Genomic DNA, 20,129 nt, shown 5'->3' on the forward strand with positions numbered 1-20,129 from the left:
CCGGACTTGTTATTTAGCGGTAAAAGATAGAAAGCCTTAGAAGTAATTTCTAGCTGATATAAAGACAATATCCAAGAAGGAGTAATGGAACAATCTTGGTTTTGTTTTGAGGTTTGCATATCAAAGGTTCCATTTGATTTAAGTTTAAATATGAGTGTATTGATGGTTTTTAATGTTTTGCCTGGGGAAAATAAACTACTTGGTGGGGGAGCTAGGGTTTTGGAAGAAATCACCTGCAATATCATCTGTTGTTGAGGTTCCTGCTAGACCACCTTGAGCCTCTGTTGGCCCATTGCCTCCGACTGCATCGGCTGCGGCTCCTACATCTAGAGGTGCTACATAATCTGAAGCGGCAGCGAATTCGAGAGCATTGGAATCTTTGAATGTTGTGTTATCCCATTCACCGGCTGTTTCAGTTCCATAAAGTTGCTTATCAAGTTGGTCCCAGGTGATATTCGACATGCCAGTAAATTCATTACTAGCTGAATGCAGTGATTTACCCCAATCTGCATCAATGGCTTGCAAATCAGCCATGCTGATTTCTCCATCAAAGTTTGTATCTACATCAAGGGCACGTGCCTCTGCCGCAACAACTCCAGTTGTTTCTGTTCTTCCACTTTCTTGACGAGCTGCACCAGCATTCAGATAGGCAATATCTTTCATTGAAACACGGCCGTCATAATTAACATCACCAGCGAAAGTAATTAGGTTTTTAGAACCTAGACCGGTATTTTCTTGCGCAGCACCGCCATCTGCTTGAATCTGATAGATACCACTACTGAGGTCAACAACGTTTCCTGCAGCACCGGTAATTTTTATAGCAGCAGTAACTGTTCCACTTTCAGCAGCGGTATCAATATATTCTCCGTCAATGAAGGATCCGCTAGCTAGTTTATTGTCCCCATTTAAATCATTGGTAAAATAACTATTAGCAGCGCCCTCAACCAACTCAGCATATAAATTTTTCTGGTTACCTGTTTCATCTTTAATTCCTGTAATGGTTATGTTGTTAGCAACCATATTACCAACATTCGCCCATTCATTTTCCGTGATAATTGTATCACCTGAACGAACAAGGTTTGTGAATCCTGCATCAGATCCGATGGTACGGTTTGTACCCATGATGATCCCTGTTTTTTGACCAAGATTCACTGCTGCTTCATAGAGTGTGACTTCATCTTCGATTGATGTCACTTTGCTTCCTGCTACATCTCCAAGATCTCTAAGGCTCTGTATGCTCTTATTAACAAGGCCGTCTGAACCTTCAACAGTTTTTGAGAGGATAGTCTCATCACTATTTGCTGTAATAGTGAAGCTAAGTGGATTAGCTTCCAACTGACCTGTATTGATGTCTTTGCCTAATGTGGTAATTTCAGATTCGTTAAAGTTTAGATTAATAGTGGCAAGAACACCAGCAGCATTGGAAGAAGTAATCCCATCTCCACCACCAATCAGATCCGCGAGGCTACTTGCTGCTATTCGTATTGTGCCATCCCCATTAGTTCCTTTATCGATAAGAACAGCATTGGCTATTGGCATTTCCGCCCCAATAGTTATGTCACTTGCCTGGATATCGTTAAAGATAAGCGAGTTATAACCAATCGTAATGTCGGCACCTTCTAAATCGTAACCTCCTAATGCTTGAGCTGTAACTTGCAGTGTGTATTCTTTATCATAAATAGAATCCTTAAAGGATTGTTCTTGCCCCAGAACACCTATTTGCTTGAGCGCAGTTGTAGGATCTATATATTCTTGAGGGTTATAAGTTGCTGATACATCTTTCTCGAATATGTTGTAATCAAATAGGACGGCCTTGCCATTCAGGTCTGGAGTAAATGATCCTCCACCTCCACCTTCACCTCCTCCGCCTCCGCCGCCGGATGCTGTTCTATCAATTATTTTCAATTGGGCAGCTTCAATAATTTCTGATGTTGTCGCGGCTTCTGAAAAAATATTTTTCAATGTAAGGCTCTCAATCTCACTGAAACCTTTTATATAGCTCTCTAATTTTTGGCGGTCATAAAAGTCGCCACCAGATGGTTTATTGAAATAGTGACTATACCACGAGCCTCCAGCCGAGCTGCTGTCTGCAAGGATGCTGTCTGACGCACCAGAATGATCGGATCCATTCAAATTAATTGACTTTAATTCCAGCTGAATATCTTTGTCTGAATTAACTGTATCTAGATCAAACGATTGTTGGATACTATCAATAGTCCAGGCGTTAAACTGAACGTTACCTTGGTTTGGGTTAAGGTAGATGTCAATGGTCTTTTGATAATTATCGCCTCCTGTATATTCGTAACTCAAGGAAGCATAATGCTCTGATAACAGTGCTGCTCCTTTTGTCGCATTTTCGTAAGAGACTGATTTGAATGCGTTATTAAATTTATCGAAGTCTAGAATGTCAATCGTATTATTTATGTTGGCGACAGTAGAGACATCAAAGATTGCGGTATCAGACCTGCTGATTGTACTTGGGTCAGAGTATAAAGGGTTTATTTCAAGAGTTATATTTTCAAATGGTGTTCCTTTTAATTCGGCACCCGACATATATTTTGAACCAACACCATTTAACGATAAGCTATCTAATGTCCATGTAACAGTATCACCATCATTCCATGTGCCATCACCCCTTTTGGTATTAACAACATCCTGGGTGTATCTCAGGAAATTGTTTATATCCCAAAGGTTATCTTTACTTAACTCAAATTCAGCATCTGAGGACTCCCATTTGCCATCTTGGTTTATATTTGAATCAAGGGCTGCAATTTTAGAAAAGGGATCTTGATCAAATGTGCTATTTTTTTCATGATCACCCAAGCTCCATGAAACTGTATTGCCATTATCATTTTTAAATGAAACATTGGACCAATTTAATTCTGATATCGGAGAATCAATTGGACTTTTAATAGAAAAGGCTACCTGCTGCTCAAATTCATCAAGAAAATCTGTACGACTTGTTGAATTAGTTGCTATCTCAGATAGATCAATAACTTTAGTTTTGGCATAATCTTTTCCCCAACCTCCACTCATATCACTTGCATTCCAAGTATCAATTTTGTTTAAATTAGTGCTATTAAGTTCATCAATGACAGATTGTGAAAGTTCAAGGACGACGTCATATTGTCCATCAAAAATATCTGATGAATCAGCTGCATATGGCCCGTCATATCTCTCATTGACATTCCCATTTGAACCTCCCCCATACTTATTCCTATAATTGATAGATTCCGGATTAAATGCTAAGTATACAGATTGATCGGATGAGAGCTGTTGAAAACCACTATTTCTCGTAGCTTCATTCAATCCCCTCCATATCGCCCCCATATCATCAGCAGCTCCGAATGCTGTTGATTTGTCATTCGTAGGGTCTTTAAAGGTTTTAGAATTCGCCCCGGCATATGAATAAAGATTCCCATCGTAATTAGCATAACCTAGATGGGGCAGCCATTCAAAATTACTTCCTATAGAGCTAAGTGCTGTATTGCTTTGGAGATAGCTTTCTGTTGATTCGCCAATATGGAATGAGAATTTAGTGCTGGATGAGATGGTGTCATACCCTGGTGCAATTCCGAGGCCTCCCTCAGACTCATCACCGGTTGTAACCAGGCTGATATTTCCTAAAGTTTCGCGAAGGTCGTCAAGGGATGAGACCTTTTTGAACTCGCTGTTCGGGGTCCCATAGCCAGGTCCTGTGGTGGCCATTGGCTTGCTTTTACTTCATATGTATCTATTATCCCATAAACCACTGGAAATGGGGTGTTTAATGCGGGAATAATGCCTAAAAATCGAGCGTTAACGGTGAAACGTTACATTGCGCAAGGAATCAAACGCGGCCCGGTGCTGTCAAGCGACCAGTTCGTAAAGATAATGCAATTTTTGCATAAAGCCACTTGGAGCTACAGGAAATGGCTTGACATGATTTGGCAATGAGCTCTTGCGCAAGAAAAGGCAAGGGGAGCTAGAGTGCCTGTAGACCAGTGTGCAAGATTCATTTGCCTATCGTGATATCGAATCATCATATTAACTCAGGTCTTCGAAATAAGTTCCGTCATTTCCGCCCACATTGGCTGTTCCATTGCTATCTGATCCGATAAACCAGTCGCCTACTTGCTCAGCGCCTAACTGAGTGGTCCAACTTGATACTGAATGGCTCAACGAACTACTTAACTAACTGCTCAGCGGATCCTGGAACTCTGTGCCCTGCATATCACCATCGTTAGCAGTGGTATTGCCATCTCCGCCGATCACACCCACAGCTGTTGGGTTTTCCAGTGATTCAACAAAGTCATTGCTGGCTTCTACGGCGTTTTGATCCTTAAACGCTTGGTTATCCCAGGCGGCATCGCCTGTTGTTCCCTGGTTATCGAGTTCATCCCAGGAGATTTGATTAGAACCGGTAAAGCTTGATTCACTGCCATTGGTGCCATTAATTGGTTGTTGATGCAGGCTTTGGCCCCAATCGGCATCCAAGACAGCTAAATCTTCCATCGAGATCTGGCCATCAAAGTTGGCATCCACTCCTCGCGCCACACTGGCATCAACAAAGCCATCATTATTGGCATCCACTGCATCGGGATGCTCACTGGCTTGTTGTTGTCTTGCTGCACCAGCATTGAGATAAGCCAGATCTTTCATCGATACCCGGCCGTCGTAATTGAGATCGCCTTGGAAGGTAATCAGGTTTTTTGAGCCCAATTTATTCTCAAAGACGGCTGAGCCTGTTGCTTGAAGGCTGAGGATGCCTTGGCTGAGATCAACAACATTGCCTGCAGCACCTGTGATCTGAATATCGGCAACCAGTTGCGCTGTTTCTTGGCCTGCTTGCACAAATGCTCCATCAACAAAGCTGCCACTCTCGAGGTTTGTTGATGTTTGACTGTCGTCAGGTGAACTGATATAGAAACCAGAGCTTGCCAAACTTGCATTGGCATTAGTTAGGCCAGTAATTTGTATGTCTTTGGCCTCAATATTTCCCACATTGGTCCATTCACTTGTTGCTGTAATCGTATCGCCAGTTCGTACCAGATTTGTTTGTTTTGAGTTATAAGAGCCAATATCCAGATCACTACTTAAGATCAAGCCATCGCCTTGTTCTTCTAGATTGATTGTTGCCTCATACAGGGTGACTTTGGTTCCATCAACAGCTAAATCACCGCCGAGATCACGCAGGCTCTTGATCTCGCGATTAGCAAAACCACTTTCATCGTTTAAAGCTTTAGAGAAGACAGTTTCATCTTGATTGGCACTCAAGCCAAAGAACAGCGGCGTGCTGGGATCAATAATCTTGCCATTGGTGTTTTGCGTCAGCGTGTCGAGGCGGTATTCATTAAAGTCCAATTCAATCGATGCCAGAACTTTCTCTGAGGAAATCGATTGCCCAGTGGCAAGATCTCCAAGACTTGCTGCTGCTATACGGATTGTTCCCACATCATTATTAATCTGTACTGCGTTGGTAATTGGCAATTGGCTGCCAATCGTGATATCCGATGCCTTGATCTCGTTAAACAGGAAAGGATCAAAGTTGATCGTGATATCGGCTGTCTCTAGGTTATATCCCTCATTAAGGCTCTCGGCTGTGATATCAAGCTGATAAGTATTTTCCCAAGAAACGGAATCGCCAAGCACTGCTAGTTGCTTTAAATCATCAGTATTTTCAACTTCTGTGCCATTGGTTGAATGGAAGCTAAAGCTGAGCTCAAGGTCGCTATCTTGTGTGGCTTGTGGATTAGGCATCCATTCATTTGCCAAATTTGGCTTGCTTCTGGCTAGCGATATTTCCGCGATACCACCACTTGATGGATTAGCTCCATCTGGCCTCAAGACACCAGTGGTGGGTAAATATGGATTATGAACAATATCTACAGAATGCGTTTCGCTGCCTTTAGCTCTTGATTCGAGGCCACCAGCATCATCAAACCAAACATGTTTTCCAGGTTGATCGAGATTGATAAAATCAGTTGTCCAACCATTAGTGCTAGGCGGTCCAATATCAGCAACGAAATCAATGGCAGATTCAGGGCTTGACCAAAGAAGAGCATGCCCATCCACAAGAGTTGTTCCACCACCACTCCAGATGTATTTGCCTGTCTCATCAGTAGTCAGCCCCGTCCATTTTCCAGTAACTCCTGTTACACCGGGAAAATTACTGGCCAACCATGTTTGCTCTGCGGCTGTATTGAGTGTGACCAGGTTGCCACCAAGATTTACAGCATTAGCTTCTGCTTCTTCCCAGGAACGACCATCAACAATTACATAAGCTGAATCACCACGACGGATATAATCACTTGAATGTGATGTGTCTTTAATGACAACATTGGCTGTGTTGCCCACTTGATCAGATCGTCCTGAATCCCTAAATAACCTGATCTCTAAATTTTCATTGCCCTCTGTTCTACCATCATTCGCAATGCTGTGTTGAATGGAGAAGTTACCATTAGCATCAAATTTTGAATCGCCTGTTAATGAACCAATTGCGAAGTCAGCTGCTGTGATGTTTTTACCACTTAATCCCCAAAAGAATGAAGCATTATCTTCGCCAACATAATCTGTACTCACAGTAGTTGTTAGTACTTGCCCCTCATTCGCTTGATTTGCTGAGGTGGTAAGGGTATAAGTAGGTGGAGAAAAAGATGTATCGAAGATGGTAGCCGTAGCTGTATTACCTAGTTGAGCGGTTCGTCCTGAATCGCGAAACAGCTTGATCTCTATATCTTCATTGTTTTCTGTTAGTAGGTCATTAGCAATGAGGTGTTCAAAATAAAAATTACCATTAGTATTAAATTCTGCTTCTCCCTCTAATGAGCCAATTTCGAAGTCATCTGCTGTGATGTTTTCACCACTTACACTCCAGAAGAATGAAGTATCAGCCTGAACAATATTTGTACTCACACTAGTTGTTAGAAACTCCCCCTCATCCACTTGATCTGATGAGTTTGTAAGCGTATAAGTTAGCGGTATCTCAGCAATGCCACCCTGCCATAGGTGACCTTCAGGTTTCAGCTGACCAGAGGACTCATATGGATTAAAAGCATGGTCGACAACATCCCCTTTAGCTCTTGATTCGAGGTCGCCAACATTATCAAACCAAACATGTTTTCCAGGTTGATCGAGATTGATAAAATCAGATGTCCAACCATTAGTGCTAGGCGGTCCAATATCAGCAACGAAATCAATGGCAGATTCAGGGCTTGACCAAAGAAGAGCACGACCATCCACAAGAGTTGTTCCACCACCACTCCAGATGTATTTGCCTGTCTCATCAGTAGTCAGCCCCGTCCATTTTCCAGTAACTCCTGTTACACCGGGGTAATTACTGGCCAACCATGTTTGCTCTGCTGCTGTATTGAGTGTGACCAGGTTGCCACCAAGATTTACAGCATTAGCTTCTGCTTCTTCCCAGGAACGACCATCAACAATTGCATAAGCTGAATCTAGATAGAAGAAATAATTAGGAGGGCCAAAGTTATTTGGTGTATTAACTGGCCATAAGTCTTGAATTAGCTCTACTCCATTTGGAGCACTAGCAACCTGCCCCGTTTCAGCACCGTAGATCTTTTCAATGGCTTCTCGATCTAGAGACGTGAACGTTGGTGATCCATCAGCATCATCGACAGGCGTGTACGACATCACGCTGTCATTGATATCTAAAACACCCTTCTCAACTCCATCGCCATCATTAAAGTCAAAGGGATGTTCAAGGCCCAAAGCGTGACCTAACTCGTGATAGGCAACATGTTTCCAACCGGCTTCATCTGAATTGTCAAAAGATGATGCCCAGGTATAGGCAAGATCTTCTGCAATTTCAATCTTATATTCAACTGGTTGGCCTTCGTCATCTGTTTGAGCACGAACTGGATTCCCATCCCTGTCTGTTGCTATCCAGTAAGAGTAGAGCCCTGCTGTATTATCGCTAATTGAATTAGCTTGATATATATTGACTTGAGACAAGGCATTGTCTGGCTCAACAATTGCAAATTCAGGCTCAATAATCGAATCAGCATCAGCAATGACATCTTTCCACCAATCTTTTCTTGTGTCATCGACACCGTAGTCAAAGGCTAAATAAATGATGCCATCATTGCTATACAAATATCTAGCTTCTAAAATCTCGGTTGAAATCGATGAGCCCTCATTGATGATCAAATCGGTTGTTAGAGGCTGCCCTGATGCAGAGTCACCACTTCTTAAGCCATCAAAATACAGCTCACCTTCATCGAGGTTTATATTGGTTTTACTAGAAGGATTACCAGCCTGAGAGCAAACTGCGCAGCCGCAACTAGCGGGGTGACCATTTTTCGATACATTCTTGATCGTTGCAGGCCATTCGCTAAGTGGCCATTCAGAAGCAAGTGTTTTTACTGCCATATTCTAATAGCCCACAACGTGTGGGCCCCGAACAGGCAGCATGCATGAAGCCCTAGTGAAATAAACTTCAAGCCAAGAGAAGTAATTCAAATAAGAGTTGGGCTTAAAATCATTCGATTTATTTGCTACCACGAACAATCCCAAAAGCCACTGACTAGAACATTGAACACTTAAAGACAAGGAAGAAATAGAGTTGAGTTTTTGATTCGAATCAACCATTCCCCCTCTCTCATATGTCTTCGTATTTTATATATTACACCATTAAGCAGCTTATCCGCGGAGCTTCATATAGCTCAAAACACTTGTTTCCATGAGCTTTCTACCTGTCCCCTCACGGCGGCCAGGCTCGTACTTGTTTCAATAGCAATACACTACTGTCAAAGCGCAATATTGAATTCCCATCGCAGTCTGCGTCGATTCAGCAGCATTCAGGAGCTATTGGATGAAGCTAGGCAAAGCATGCAAGCAAACCTCAGCCCCTTACAGGAAATTTTGCTTAGCTCCCTAGCAACACGGACAAGCGTGAACCCGCCCCTATGGGAGGCGCATGAGCAGACCAGATTGATTGCCGACAAAACCCATCCTTAAAAAATATAGATAAAAGAGCAAAAACACTTGCCAAGCAGTTGTTTGAACCCTGTTTATGAACGCGCCAGTTCAGCAGCTAGGATTCTCAAGGCAATCAGTTACCCTGCGCTGCAAGGCTTTTAGGTAGCCAAGCCTAAGCAACTTCCAAATGTCTCTTCAGCTTAGTGCTAGAGCACTGCCTGGATGAAGAACTGTTCCACTCCCATACTCCCATCCCAGCAAGGAATACTCCCATAGCCTTCTAAACATGATTAAATAGGCAAAAGCTGCAGGTTTTTAACACTTTTATTTTAACTAAACTCCAAAACCATAGATGTTGCTGAAAAATACTCATCAAATCAGTGTATGCGTTGGTATTTCTGTGTACCGCCAGCCACTCGCCTGGATACAAGAAGCTGTGGCCTCAGTGCAAGAACAAACATATAAAGATTGGCAGCTTCTGATTCGCCCAGATGGTCCAGAAGGCGTCGGAGATGATTGTCGTCAATGGTTGAAAGCATTAGCACTTAAAGAACCTCGCCTTCAGGTCCTTGATGATGGCCTCAGGCAAGGAACCTTCGGAAGCTATCAACTCATTTTCAGCCAAAGTGAAGCTACTTACTTCGTTCAACTAGATGCTGATGACAAACTCCATCCAGAAGCATTAGCGCTATCTATTGAATACCTGAATGAAAACCCAAAGGCCCCTTTCCTTTATAGCCAATGCCTATTGGTTCGAGCTGATGGATCGAGTCTTGGCCTTGATCAACGAGCATTACGCCCCTGGCAGGAAGAAAAAAAATCTGATCTGGTGCAATTCATTAGTTTTCATATGCGTGTCGTTAGGCGATCAGCATACTTAAAAGTGAATGGGTATAGCAAAAATTTTCAATTCACTGGCGATTATGATCTAAGCCTTAAACTTGCAGAGTTAGGCAAACCTTTACATTTAGCCAAACCACTATATAATTATCGTGTCCATCCCCAAAGCGTTTCGCAAAGTAAGCGCCTAAATATACACCTCGAAGCTGTTCGAGCCGCAAGGAATGCTTTGCATAGGCGTGGGATGGTCAAAGATTATGTACTTATTCATAATCCCAAACGTGAAATAGTAACCCTTGATCCAAAGCCAGAAGGCCCTATCGTTGTTGCCGGAATGCATCGCAGCGGCACATCACTGTTAAGCAAGCTAATTAGCAAACTTGGCGTCGAACTTGGCAATGAACTACTAGCAAAAGACAGCAACAATCCAGATGGTTATCAGGAAGATCTTGCTTTCCTCAAGTTACAACGTCGATGGTTCCACGCCGACCTTAATGATGATCCGGATGGTTGGCGTGATTGGGGTTGGATCCCCAATGATTCAATTAGCAGCCAAGGCGATTCAAGTTGGGAAGATGCAGCAGTATATCTCTTAAATCAACGCGAACTTGCAGCAACACAGCGTTGGGGCTGGAAGGACCCTCGCACCACTCTAATACTCCCTTTCTGGCATCGACTTAGGCCTGAACTCAGGCTTGTTGGCATCTATCGAGCCCCCTGGGACCTCAGCGATGCCCTACAAAGGCTGGATCATCATCAATTTCGGCGCCATCCAGAAATAATCCTGCCGCTTTGGAGCCTCTACAACGAACGTCTCGCTGAATTTGCAGAATCACATGCTGAACGCAGCCTACTAATCAATAGCAATTCGCTCATTACTCAACCCGAGGAGGTGGTAAGACAACTGCAGTCGCGATGGGATTGGCGATTAGACAACCAAGATAATCGAGAAGATTTAAACACACTGATCCGGCCCAATAGGATGCCAAGCATTTCATTAGATGATCCAATTGAAGATCTTTATAGATTAGTTTTCCCTGAACTGATGAAGATCTGGGACAGACTACAGACCATCGCCGATTTGCCAGCATTAAGCGAAAATAACACCAATATTGCCTCAGGAAAGAAGAGCAAGCAAACAAATAAGGAGCCAGACATCAGCGTGATCATCCCCACATTCAATCCCTGCCATTTTCTTCTTGAAGCAATCGCCAGCATCAACAGATATGCATCCGAAGATAGCGAAGTAGAAGTTATTATTGTTGACGATGGATCTACGAAATCGTCTTCACAGCAGATCCTGCAAAGACTTAAGCAAGGTGGTTACAGAATACTTAGAATAGAACATTCTGGGCTTGCTGCCGCACGCAACCATGGCATTAAAGCTGCAAATGCCGAATTAATTATCCCACTAGATGATGACAACCGTTTGCTATCCCCTTACCTGCAAGAATGCCTATCTATCATCCGACAGAATCCTGACATGGAGATGATCTTTGGAGACAGGCTCGATTTTGGTGCTCGCACTCAACATTTCAAGCCAGGCATTCTTAATGCCAAGCAATTAGTAAAAGCCAATCGCATTGATGCTTGCACATTAATGAAACGCTCTTTATGGAAAAAATGTGGCGGTTATGACGAGAACCTCAAAGCCTTAGAAGACTGGGACCTGTGGTTAACAGGTATGCAAATAGGCATGAGAGCGATATATCACCCCAAACCCTGCTTTGAATATCGAGTTAGAGAGAATTCAATGCTGCAATGCCATCTAGCTAATGAAAATGAGCATCAGAAAACAATTAACTATTTGCGAGCCAAGCATGGCCTACCCATTGAGGCTCTTGTTGAATAAAACTATTCAACTGGCTCAGCTATTAATCTTCTAATCAATGGTAAATATCAACGTACCTTGAATGGCTCATGCTGGATCAACCTAATCAAAGCATTGACCCTAGAGTACTTACCAAGCCCCTTCCGAGAAGAAACCATCTCAGGGACAGGCAGTGTTGAGATAACAGTATTCAAAACAGTCATGTCAAATTGATGCACCACTGGAATCGTGCGATCTCAAATAAAATATGGCCAAATAAGTCATATTCATAGCAACTTGCCCTCACCACTTATAGGTAACAATTCCCCAACCTTTTTTAAGACAACTCTTCTGGTGATCAGTCAGATTTCCCTATTTCTGCTGAGCGAACTGTTTAAACGCACCCTTAGCGAACGTCCAACACATCACCTTGAGACTTCATACCCAGAACTATTAGGAAAGCCCTTATAGCGTAGAAAAGCGCCCTCTGATCAAGGAGCTCGCAATTCGCCGCTGTCTCTTAGGTCTGAATGAACAGCAACAAGAAAATCTTGATCGATGCCGGTAGTAAAAGCTGGGGCTCTTGCTGAAAACACAAAGCCATTTAAGAATTGGGCCAATAATCTCCACCATCACTCTTTCCCCGTTCAACAGCAATGCAATGACTGGCCACATGTCAAAAAGCTAGATGAATTGGGGTTGGATTGTAAAAATACGCCTTGAGGAATGCTTTTTTGATAGTATCAGGGGCGTTCTTTGCATGATAGTGAGGAGAATTTGACGCGATTTGATGCATTACATGATGAGAGCTAATTTGATGATGTAAGAAGTCAAGTATTCTGTCGTGAGTGCGATCGATCGAAAGGAATTCCCCTTGTAGATAAGAGAACTCTGAAACCGGTAAAATCTAGGATACGTTCCCAAGAACAAATGTACTTGACAAAAATTCTACCCTAAATGGCGAGTATTCAAGGTAGAAGAACTTGTCTATTGTGCTGTTACAAATGAATGCGAGTTCTTGTTGGAATTGCTAACGACTGCCTGTAAAAAAATACTTGGAATATTTATTCAGATTTCACGAATATACTTATCAGAAGGATATGGATATAATTTTATTTCATAATGGATTGATTAGCTACTCGACTAGCTGCTCAGCGGATCCTGGAATTCTGTGCCCTGCATATCACCATCGTTAGCAGTGGTATTGCCATCAGCGCCGATCACGCCCACAGCGGTTGGTGATTCGAGTGATTGAACAAAGTCATTGCTGGCTTCTACAGCATTTTGATCTTTAAAAGCTTGGTTATCCCAGGCCGCATCGCCTGTTGTTCCCTGATTATCGAGTTCATCCCAGGAGATTTGATCAGAACCGGTAAAGCTTGATTGTGTTCCATTGGCGCCATTGATTGGTTGTTGATGCAGGCTTTGGCCCCAATCGGCATCCAAGACAGCTAGATCTGCCATCGAGATCTGGCCATCAAAGTTGGCATCGACTCCTCGCGCCACACTGGCATCAACAAAGCCATCGCTATTGGCATCCACTGCATCGGGATGCTCACTGGCTTGTTGTTGCCTTGCAGCACCAGCATTGAGATATGCCAGATCTTTCATTGAGACCCTGCCGTCGTAATTCAAATCGCCTTGGAAGGTGATTAGGTTTTTGGAGCCCTTTTGATTTTTAAAGATGTCTGAGCCTGCTGCTTTAAGACTCACAATGCCTTGGCTTAGATCAACAACATTGCCTGCTGCACCGGTGATCTCAATATCGGCAACCAGTTGCGCTGTTTCTTGGCCTGCTTGCGCAAATACGCCATCAAAAAAGCTGCCACTCGCGAGGTCTGTTGAGGCTTGATAGCTTTCTGTTGAACTGATATAAAAACTGGAGGTATTCAACAAACTTGCATTGTCATTGGCGACTGCCGTAATCGCTATGTCTTTGGCTTTGATATTACCTACGTTTGTCCATTCACTTGTTGCTGTAATCGTATCGCCTGTTCTGACCAGATTTGTTTGTTTTGAGTTATAAGAGCCAATATCAAGATCACTACTTAAGATCAAGCCATCGCCTTGCTCTTCTAGATTGATTGTTGCCTCATACAGGGTGACTTTGGTTCCATCAACAGCTAAATCACCGCCGAGATCACGCAGGCTCTTGATCTCGCGATTAGCAAAACCACTTTCATCGTTTAAAGCTTTAGAGAAGACAGTTTCATCTTGATTGGCACTCAAGCCAAAGAACAGTGGTGTGCTGAGATCGTCGATGCTGCCATCTGAATTTTTAGTCAATGTCTCCAGGTTATATTCATTGAAATTCAGATCGATCGACGCCAAAACAGCACCATCGGTGCCGATGCTCGCTCCGGCACCGGCTAGATGGTTTGCATAGAGATCTCCTGGATCTAGATCTCCAAGACTTGCAGCAGCAATCCGGATGGTTCCCACATCATTATCGATGCGTACGGCATTGGCGATTGGTAAATCTCCGCTGATCTTGATATCTGATGCCTTGATCTCGTTAAATAGATAGGGATCAAAATTGATCGTGATATCAGCTGTCTCTAGGTTATATCCAGCTGCAAGGCTCTTGGCTGTGATGTCTAGCTGATAAGTATCACTGAGATCAACAGAATCACCAAGAACGGCTAATTGCTTTCTTGCTGTTGCTTGCTCTGCTTCTGTTCCTTCTTTTAAATGCAGGCTATAACCTAGTTCGATATCACTATCTAGGCTTGCCTTTGGATTATCCGCCCAGATTTCTGCAATATTTGGATAAAGTCTTTCTTCTGCTAGGCCATTAACCTGAATCGAGACAGGCACAGGGGTATCGTGATACAAACCTGATGTATCAGCAACTCGAAAAGTTGCATAATTAATACCAATATCTGCACGTGAAGGTGTGCCACTAAGATTGCCATGGCTATCTAAAGATAGCCATTCAGGACCTTCTAATTTACTAAATGCAAGTACCGCGCCTTCTGGATCAACAGCGCTATCTTTGATTGAGAAGGAATAGTCCTCTTCAATAACTGCATCTCCACCCGACCAAGCATCTGCTTGCCATGATGGTGCATAGTTCGTCTTACGTCCATTGGTGATTGGAGCCAGGCTTGCAACTCGAAACCCTGTATTGATATCAGCGATACCAGGCTTATCTTTCTCTCTATTTTGATTTTGTAGATAGGTATCGCTTGTATCATCGAAGGATCCACCAAGTTGTAGTTTTTTATTTTCAATCCATTCATTAACGTTGCCAGCCTGGTCGTAAGTACCGTAATAGCTTGGCTTATCGTAGTTGCCGATAGGGGTTACCTCTCCTTTGCTATTGAGGTAATTGGCATCCTCCGTTGTAATGCTATTACTTTGCGTTGGATAAAGCCAATAGCCGTCTCCATCAGCTCCTGTAGGGTCTCCGCTGTAATAAGCCGCTTTATACCACTCGTTGTTGTTTGCTAGTGCAACGCCACCACTACCCCAAGCGGTAAGATCTCGTTGAAAAGAATTACTTTTAATATCATTATAAACTCCTTTTTCGGTATTGCCAGTCGTTAACCAGTTAGCAAAACGACAGGCATCGAAATAACTAACAAAATTAACTGGATGATCTTCTCGCCCAGCAATAGTGCTATAAGCATAGTTTCCACTATCACCTGTACGCGTAATTCCTCCTTGTTCAGCCATTCCCTCGTGGTAGAGGGAGTAGTAATCGCTAACGGCTGCACTATTTAAGAATGATGTATATTCAGCATTCGTAACCTCATATTTACCAATGTGGTATCCATAAGGAACGTCTCCATTTTTTGTCGAATCTCTTGTATTGCCTGCATCGCCAACATAGACGGACTCAATCACAACGTCTTTAACTTCAAAAGGAGTAAAGTTCCATAGATCACCTTTGATAACCCCATCATCAGTAACGGTATCGATACGCCAGTAATATTGCTGGCCTCCGCTCAGCGTTCCAGGAGTAAAAATATTGTTTTCCTGCCTTTGCTTGAATTCTAAATTTTCAGGGTCTGTTCCAAAATATATATCGTTGGCAATCGCATCAATACCCTCTAGCCACATTAAATCTGCATCCGTTTTGACAGTGCCAGAACTATCAAAAGGAATGGGTGTTTTGGCTTTATCAATTTGATGACCAGGGATCCAATAGTTCAAATCTCCATATTCATAAGCACCAATATCAGGCTTTGTGCCTATATAGCCATCTGTATAACCATCCAGATGCTTGCCTGCATCAACAAATACAGAACTTTCTCGCGGCCTAAAATCAAAGTTGTAAACGTCTCTAAGTTCATCCTCTAGATGGCCGTCTCGGTCTGATCTTCCAGAATTAGCTGTTTTGTCCTGCTCATTAAGAATCGGTATTTTGATCAGCGTATTGGCAGCATTATTATGAGCAATGGAGTTTGCATTGCCTTTATAAGGTTCATCTCCTCTTCTACCCATAAGTCTATCTTCATATTCCATGCTATCTTCCGTCTCATATCCGTAAAACTTGTCAAAGGATATATTGATGTCATAGCGATCAGTATCAAAAACAGTATTGCCAATAATCATGTGTTGATCTCCTTTGACACGCAACCCTCTTCTTGCATTGAAGACCACATTGTCTTGCAAAGTACCGCCTATACCCGCAGGATCGCCATCAAAACGAATGCCATTTTTGCTTGGCAATCCATGCAGCCAGTTGTTTCTAATTACCAGGCCATCTTGTATTGATTGATTGGCTGTTATGCCTCCTGTATCGGCCCTGAAATGGAAGTTATAGACATGATTTAATTCTATTAAATTATCCTTTCCTGGCCTGCCCAGGCCACCAAAACCCATCGAGTTAACAGTATTGCGAATGGCTGTTAAGCCTGTTTGACCACTAACAACTGGGCCACCATTTCCTCCTGGGATATAGATCGTGCTGTTGTGAAAATGATTATTCTCAATAAGCGTGCCCTGGTTGTTAGGAGTGGTAAGCGACAAGCCATAAGAATTAGCAAATTCAGAATTTTTAAAAACCAGATTGTTCTCACCTGGGGTTACCGTAGTGGCTTTATTCCCTGGCATTCGGATGTCAGACTTAAGCATGAAGCCGTGATAGCTAGAATATAAAAATCTACAGTTATCAAAGGTGGTTTCATCTGCATCGCTTAAGTGAAAAGTTCCTGAATGAAGAGTGATTCCTTCGAAGTCAACAAAGGAAGTGTGCTTCATTTCTAAGATGCGATCTTCATAGCCCCTGTTGGTAAGCTCAGTACCTTTTTCTAGATCTCTAGCCTGAATATTTGAACCATTGGGATCTTTATTCTCTTCTAACCACGCATACAGGCCGCCAGTTTCCTTGTCGTAATACCATTCGCGCGGGCTATCTAATAAGTCTAGATGTGCTGTTAGATAGTAATGGTCTCCATCACGGTAGTCTTCAACATATTTATTGGCTCCAGCATATGTATTGGCTGCTATTGCAAAAGTAGACTCACCGGCTGTGTGTTGAATGATTTCTGACCTTTGGTCTGAAAAATGGGGTATGAACATTGCACCTTCTAAACTAAAATCCAAGCCAGATAAGTTATGAAGGTCACCAAGATCCTCAAAATTAAGATCGCCAGGTGTATGTGATTCTAGATTTAGTTTTGCTTGTGTATTTAAATCCCAATAACTATCTGGGGTGGGGCTATAGCCATTTGAATCATCAGGCTGGTCCCAATCTTTCGTAATATTCGGCCAACGGGCAGGCGTGAGCATTTTGTCATCAAGGAACAGTTGCGAGACATCAAAATCAACCGTTGTTTTCCAGATATTGCCGTCGTGAACTTCCCAGGGCGTTGTGATTTCTTTGGCGCCAGTGATTAAGACATCCTCGCCTTGGTAGCCTTTGAATTTAATGCGATTTTCCGCTGTTCCATGTATATCTTCTAAGAGTAGTTTCTCGCGATAGATGCCGCCTCGGATATGAACAACATCGCCTGCTTCAACTTGATTTATCGCATGTTGGATCGTTGCGAATGGTGCATCGATTGTGCCTAAGTTGGCATCATTTCCATCATTAGCAACGTAATACTCATAGGAGCTATGAGCAGTACTCGCTGATTCATCTGCCTCTGCGCCTGTGCTTGCTGTTAACGCTGAAGCCGTAGCAACAGGGTCAAGGCTGAGCGCTGGATCGGGGCTGCTGCTACTAACGCTGGTTTGGTTGCCATTGCCAGACAGATTGCTGGCTTCGCTATTGGCAGCAGACGTGTTAGTAGGGCTGGCATTGCAGTTATCAGTCGCTTCTCCATCAGCCGCAAAGGGCTGTTGGCCTGCATTGATGCTGGCCTGATCTTCTTGTTCGTTGCTGTGATCGAGGCTGCTCATCGCCGCAAGCCTCGCCAGCGGCTTAGAGCTTGCCATTGCCCTTGCTGCCATTGTTGGTGAACAGTGCCAGCTTGATCGCCAGGCGTGCTCAATCCTTGATGGCGAGGCATGACCGTGTCTTGCTCTGCTCGCGCAGGCAGGCTTTGACCGGCTTCTATCTCTCCCAGCACCAGCAGGTTGATCTGCAGGCAGGATGATCCATGCAGGAGATGGCTTGACTCCCGGGCCGCAAGATCAGTGTGGTTGAGAGTGCGCACCTACAAGCCGTTTATAAGTACAATTATATTATTATATCTAGGTGAAGAGCATTGATTTGGCAATTTTTTGCCAGAAGACTTATCCATATCAGAATGCATTATACTAATATCATTAAAGTGAATCGGCCATAGGACATTGCTTTAGCTTTTTTGTCTGTTAGTTACCTGTCAGGCAGTTAAGCCGAGAGCGGACACTTGAATTAGTCAGTGCTAATGGCATCAGCGCTGATCACAGCCACAGCCTCTGATGTCTCTAGCGATTCAACCAACTCATTGCCGGTTTCTAGGGCGTTTTGATCCTTAAAGCTGCTGTCTCCCCAGGCTGCATCCCCTGTGTTGGCCTGGCTATCGAAGCTCCTCAAAGGAGATTTGAGCAGAGCCGGTAAAGCTCACTCCTTCGATTGGCCCTTGATGCAGCGTTTTGCCCCAATTGGCATCAATGACTGCCAGACCTTCCCTCGTGATCTGGCCACCAACTGTTTAGCTCTTGCTGGCATCAACAACACCAGCAAGAGAGGAATGGCTTGTGAGCCTCAAGATCTTTTCTTTGCTCTTTTGCTAGACGTTGGCTGCTCCTATGCATTGATAGGCGAGTGCCACTGACCATTGCACTTCTGCGCTGATCCGCAGCTTTGCGAATGTTCTTTGCCATGGTTTTAGCTGCTCAGCGCGAGGATTGATGGATTGGAGCTTGAGCCAATGCAAAAGCTGAATCACCAGTATCGATCAAGCCTCTTGCTAGGTCTGATCGTCGCATCAACGCTGGCACCGAAACCGCTCTCGACCCTGCCGGCGGATCTTCATCCTTTGGTGAGTGTTCTCCAGGCCAAAGGCTTCACCATACGCATTGCCCTTCCACCAGTGCGCTCAAGCTATGGGCTGTATCAAAGCAAGAGCAAAACTCTCTGGATCTCACCACTCACCTTTCCTCTGGAGATCTCGCGTCAAACCTTTTTGCATGAAGCGGTGCATGCCATCCAGAGCTGTCCTTCCGGGATGCTCACTCCTCTGGGCTGGACTGTGAGCTTGAATCCAGTGGTAGAAAGGCAAATCAGCGCAATTTTGATGCGCAATTATCACCATGGAAACCGGGCCCTGGAGCAGGAAGCGTTTTTTATTCAAGGCCAAAAGGATGCTGTGCCCCGTTTGATTGAGGCCTTGAAGCAACGTTGCCCTTAATTAGCAAATAGCTGTTACAGCTAGGCCTGCGTCAAGACGTTGCCGCAAGTGATCGTTAACAACAGATCTGGGTTTGATTTGGCTGTTGATTGCCTTGTTGCATTCCATTAGTTTGAGGGCATCAAAATCCTGATAATACGTCGTGGATTGGAGGGTATCCAATAGGCGTGCCCTTGTTCATGCCGGTTGCTTGCTTGTCTTACAGAGCAAACCCAGATTTTCTATGCGCTTGTGCTCAAGCTCACTAATGGCATTGAGCTAGCTCAATGCGTTTGCCAAGAAGTTGAGTGAATCTATAGGTAGCGGTGAAGGATGAAAACAAAAAGTCGTCACCGCCCCAGGGAGAGAAAACAAATAAGAAAAAGCCCCGCAAGCTGGCGGGGCTTTTTGCTGCAGAAGAAGCAACAGCAAATGATTTGGCTGTGCAGCAGATCAAATCACAAATCATAAAATATCTGAGTGATCAACCTCATTGAGATGAATGTCATCGGTCATCTCATTAGCCATTGATCCGAAATATCTTGTGTTTGTCGTACGCAGCAGGACACATCAAACTAATGACTAACCAAGAGCTAACCATTGCACAACTACAAATCATTGTTGGAGGAGGCCTTGCTTCTAGCCAAGTCGAAAAAAATGAAATTGAACTTGTGTGAAATCTGTGATGTAGGTATTTCGCTTAGGCAGTCACGAGAGATGGCACCGGTTATCGAACGTGCTGTTGCAGTACCGGCCTTTCTTTAGTCTGGCAATAACAAAGAAAAGCCTGTGAT

Annotated in this window: 11 protein-coding genes; 5 read left to right on the forward strand and 6 right to left on the reverse strand. The window is 43.7% G+C overall.

The features are described 5' to 3' along the window. Nucleotides 1-195: 195 nt before the first annotated feature. The 3 genes from SIB80_RS04110 to SIB80_RS04120 form a co-directional block, all read right to left on the reverse strand. Nucleotides 196-3,708 (reverse strand): hypothetical protein, encoded by a 3,513-nt coding sequence (locus tag SIB80_RS04110; RefSeq protein ID WP_063420378.1) that lies wholly within the window; start codon nt 3,706-3,708, stop codon nt 196-198. A gap of 318 nt (nt 3,709-4,026) precedes the next feature. Next, the gene (locus SIB80_RS04115; protein ID WP_268873908.1) at nt 4,027-4,161 is read right to left on the reverse strand and encodes a hypothetical protein; all 135 of its coding nucleotides are present in this window, start codon (nt 4,159-4,161) and stop codon (nt 4,027-4,029) included. A gap of 12 nt (nt 4,162-4,173) precedes the next feature. Next, the gene (locus SIB80_RS04120) at nt 4,174-8,370 is read right to left on the reverse strand and encodes a dockerin type I domain-containing protein (RefSeq protein WP_413681497.1); all 4,197 of its coding nucleotides are present in this window, start codon (nt 8,368-8,370) and stop codon (nt 4,174-4,176) included. Nucleotides 8,371-9,319: 949 nt separating this feature from the next. On the opposite strand from SIB80_RS04120, the gene SIB80_RS04125 reads away from it, so the two are divergent. After that, nucleotides 9,320-11,611 (forward strand): glycosyltransferase, encoded by a 2,292-nt coding sequence (locus tag SIB80_RS04125; RefSeq protein WP_063435026.1) that lies wholly within the window; start codon nt 9,320-9,322, stop codon nt 11,609-11,611. A 1,101-nt stretch (nt 11,612-12,712) separates the two neighbouring features. Here the strand turns inward: SIB80_RS04125 and SIB80_RS04130 are convergent. The 3 genes from SIB80_RS04130 to SIB80_RS04140 all read right to left on the reverse strand — a co-directional run bounded on the left by SIB80_RS04130 (nt 12,713) and on the right by SIB80_RS04140 (nt 18,539). Then, on the reverse strand, nt 12,713-17,920 hold the full coding sequence (locus SIB80_RS04130) for an SUMF1/EgtB/PvdO family nonheme iron enzyme (RefSeq protein WP_063419268.1): 5,208 nt from the start codon (nt 17,918-17,920) through the stop codon (nt 12,713-12,715). Further along, entirely contained in the window at nt 17,917-18,177 is a 261-nt protein-coding gene (locus SIB80_RS04135; RefSeq protein ID WP_063419269.1) for a hypothetical protein, read from the reverse strand. The genes SIB80_RS04130 and SIB80_RS04135 overlap by 4 nt, the downstream gene beginning before the upstream one ends. A 200-nt stretch (nt 18,178-18,377) precedes the next feature. Further along, nucleotides 18,378-18,539, reverse strand: a complete 162-nt coding sequence (locus SIB80_RS04140; RefSeq protein ID WP_169189924.1) for a hypothetical protein — start codon at nt 18,537-18,539, stop codon at nt 18,378-18,380. Nucleotides 18,540-18,588: 49 nt separating this feature from the next. On the opposite strand from SIB80_RS04140, the gene SIB80_RS04145 reads away from it, so the two are divergent. The 4 genes from SIB80_RS04145 to SIB80_RS04160 all read left to right on the forward strand — a co-directional run bounded on the left by SIB80_RS04145 (nt 18,589) and on the right by SIB80_RS04160 (nt 20,012). Next, entirely contained in the window at nt 18,589-18,780 is a 192-nt protein-coding gene (locus SIB80_RS04145; RefSeq protein ID WP_169189923.1) for a hypothetical protein, read from the forward strand. A 96-nt stretch (nt 18,781-18,876) separates the two neighbouring features. Beyond that, complete coding sequence (locus SIB80_RS04150) at nt 18,877-19,356, forward strand: hypothetical protein (RefSeq protein WP_169189922.1); 480 nt, start codon at nt 18,877-18,879, stop codon at nt 19,354-19,356. Between the two features lie 305 nt (nt 19,357-19,661). Then, entirely contained in the window at nt 19,662-19,832 is a 171-nt protein-coding gene (locus SIB80_RS04155; protein WP_169246903.1) for a hypothetical protein, read from the forward strand. Nucleotides 19,833-19,913: 81 nt separating this feature from the next. Beyond that, on the forward strand, nt 19,914-20,012 hold the full coding sequence (locus SIB80_RS04160; protein WP_169189839.1) for a CCRG-2 family RiPP: 99 nt from the start codon (nt 19,914-19,916) through the stop codon (nt 20,010-20,012). Nucleotides 20,013-20,129: the final 117 nt, after the last annotated feature.

This window comes from Prochlorococcus sp. MIT 1327, from assembly GCF_047304785.1.
GTDB classification, from domain to species: Bacteria; Cyanobacteriota; Cyanobacteriia; order PCC-6307; family Cyanobiaceae; genus Prochlorococcus; species Prochlorococcus marinus_D.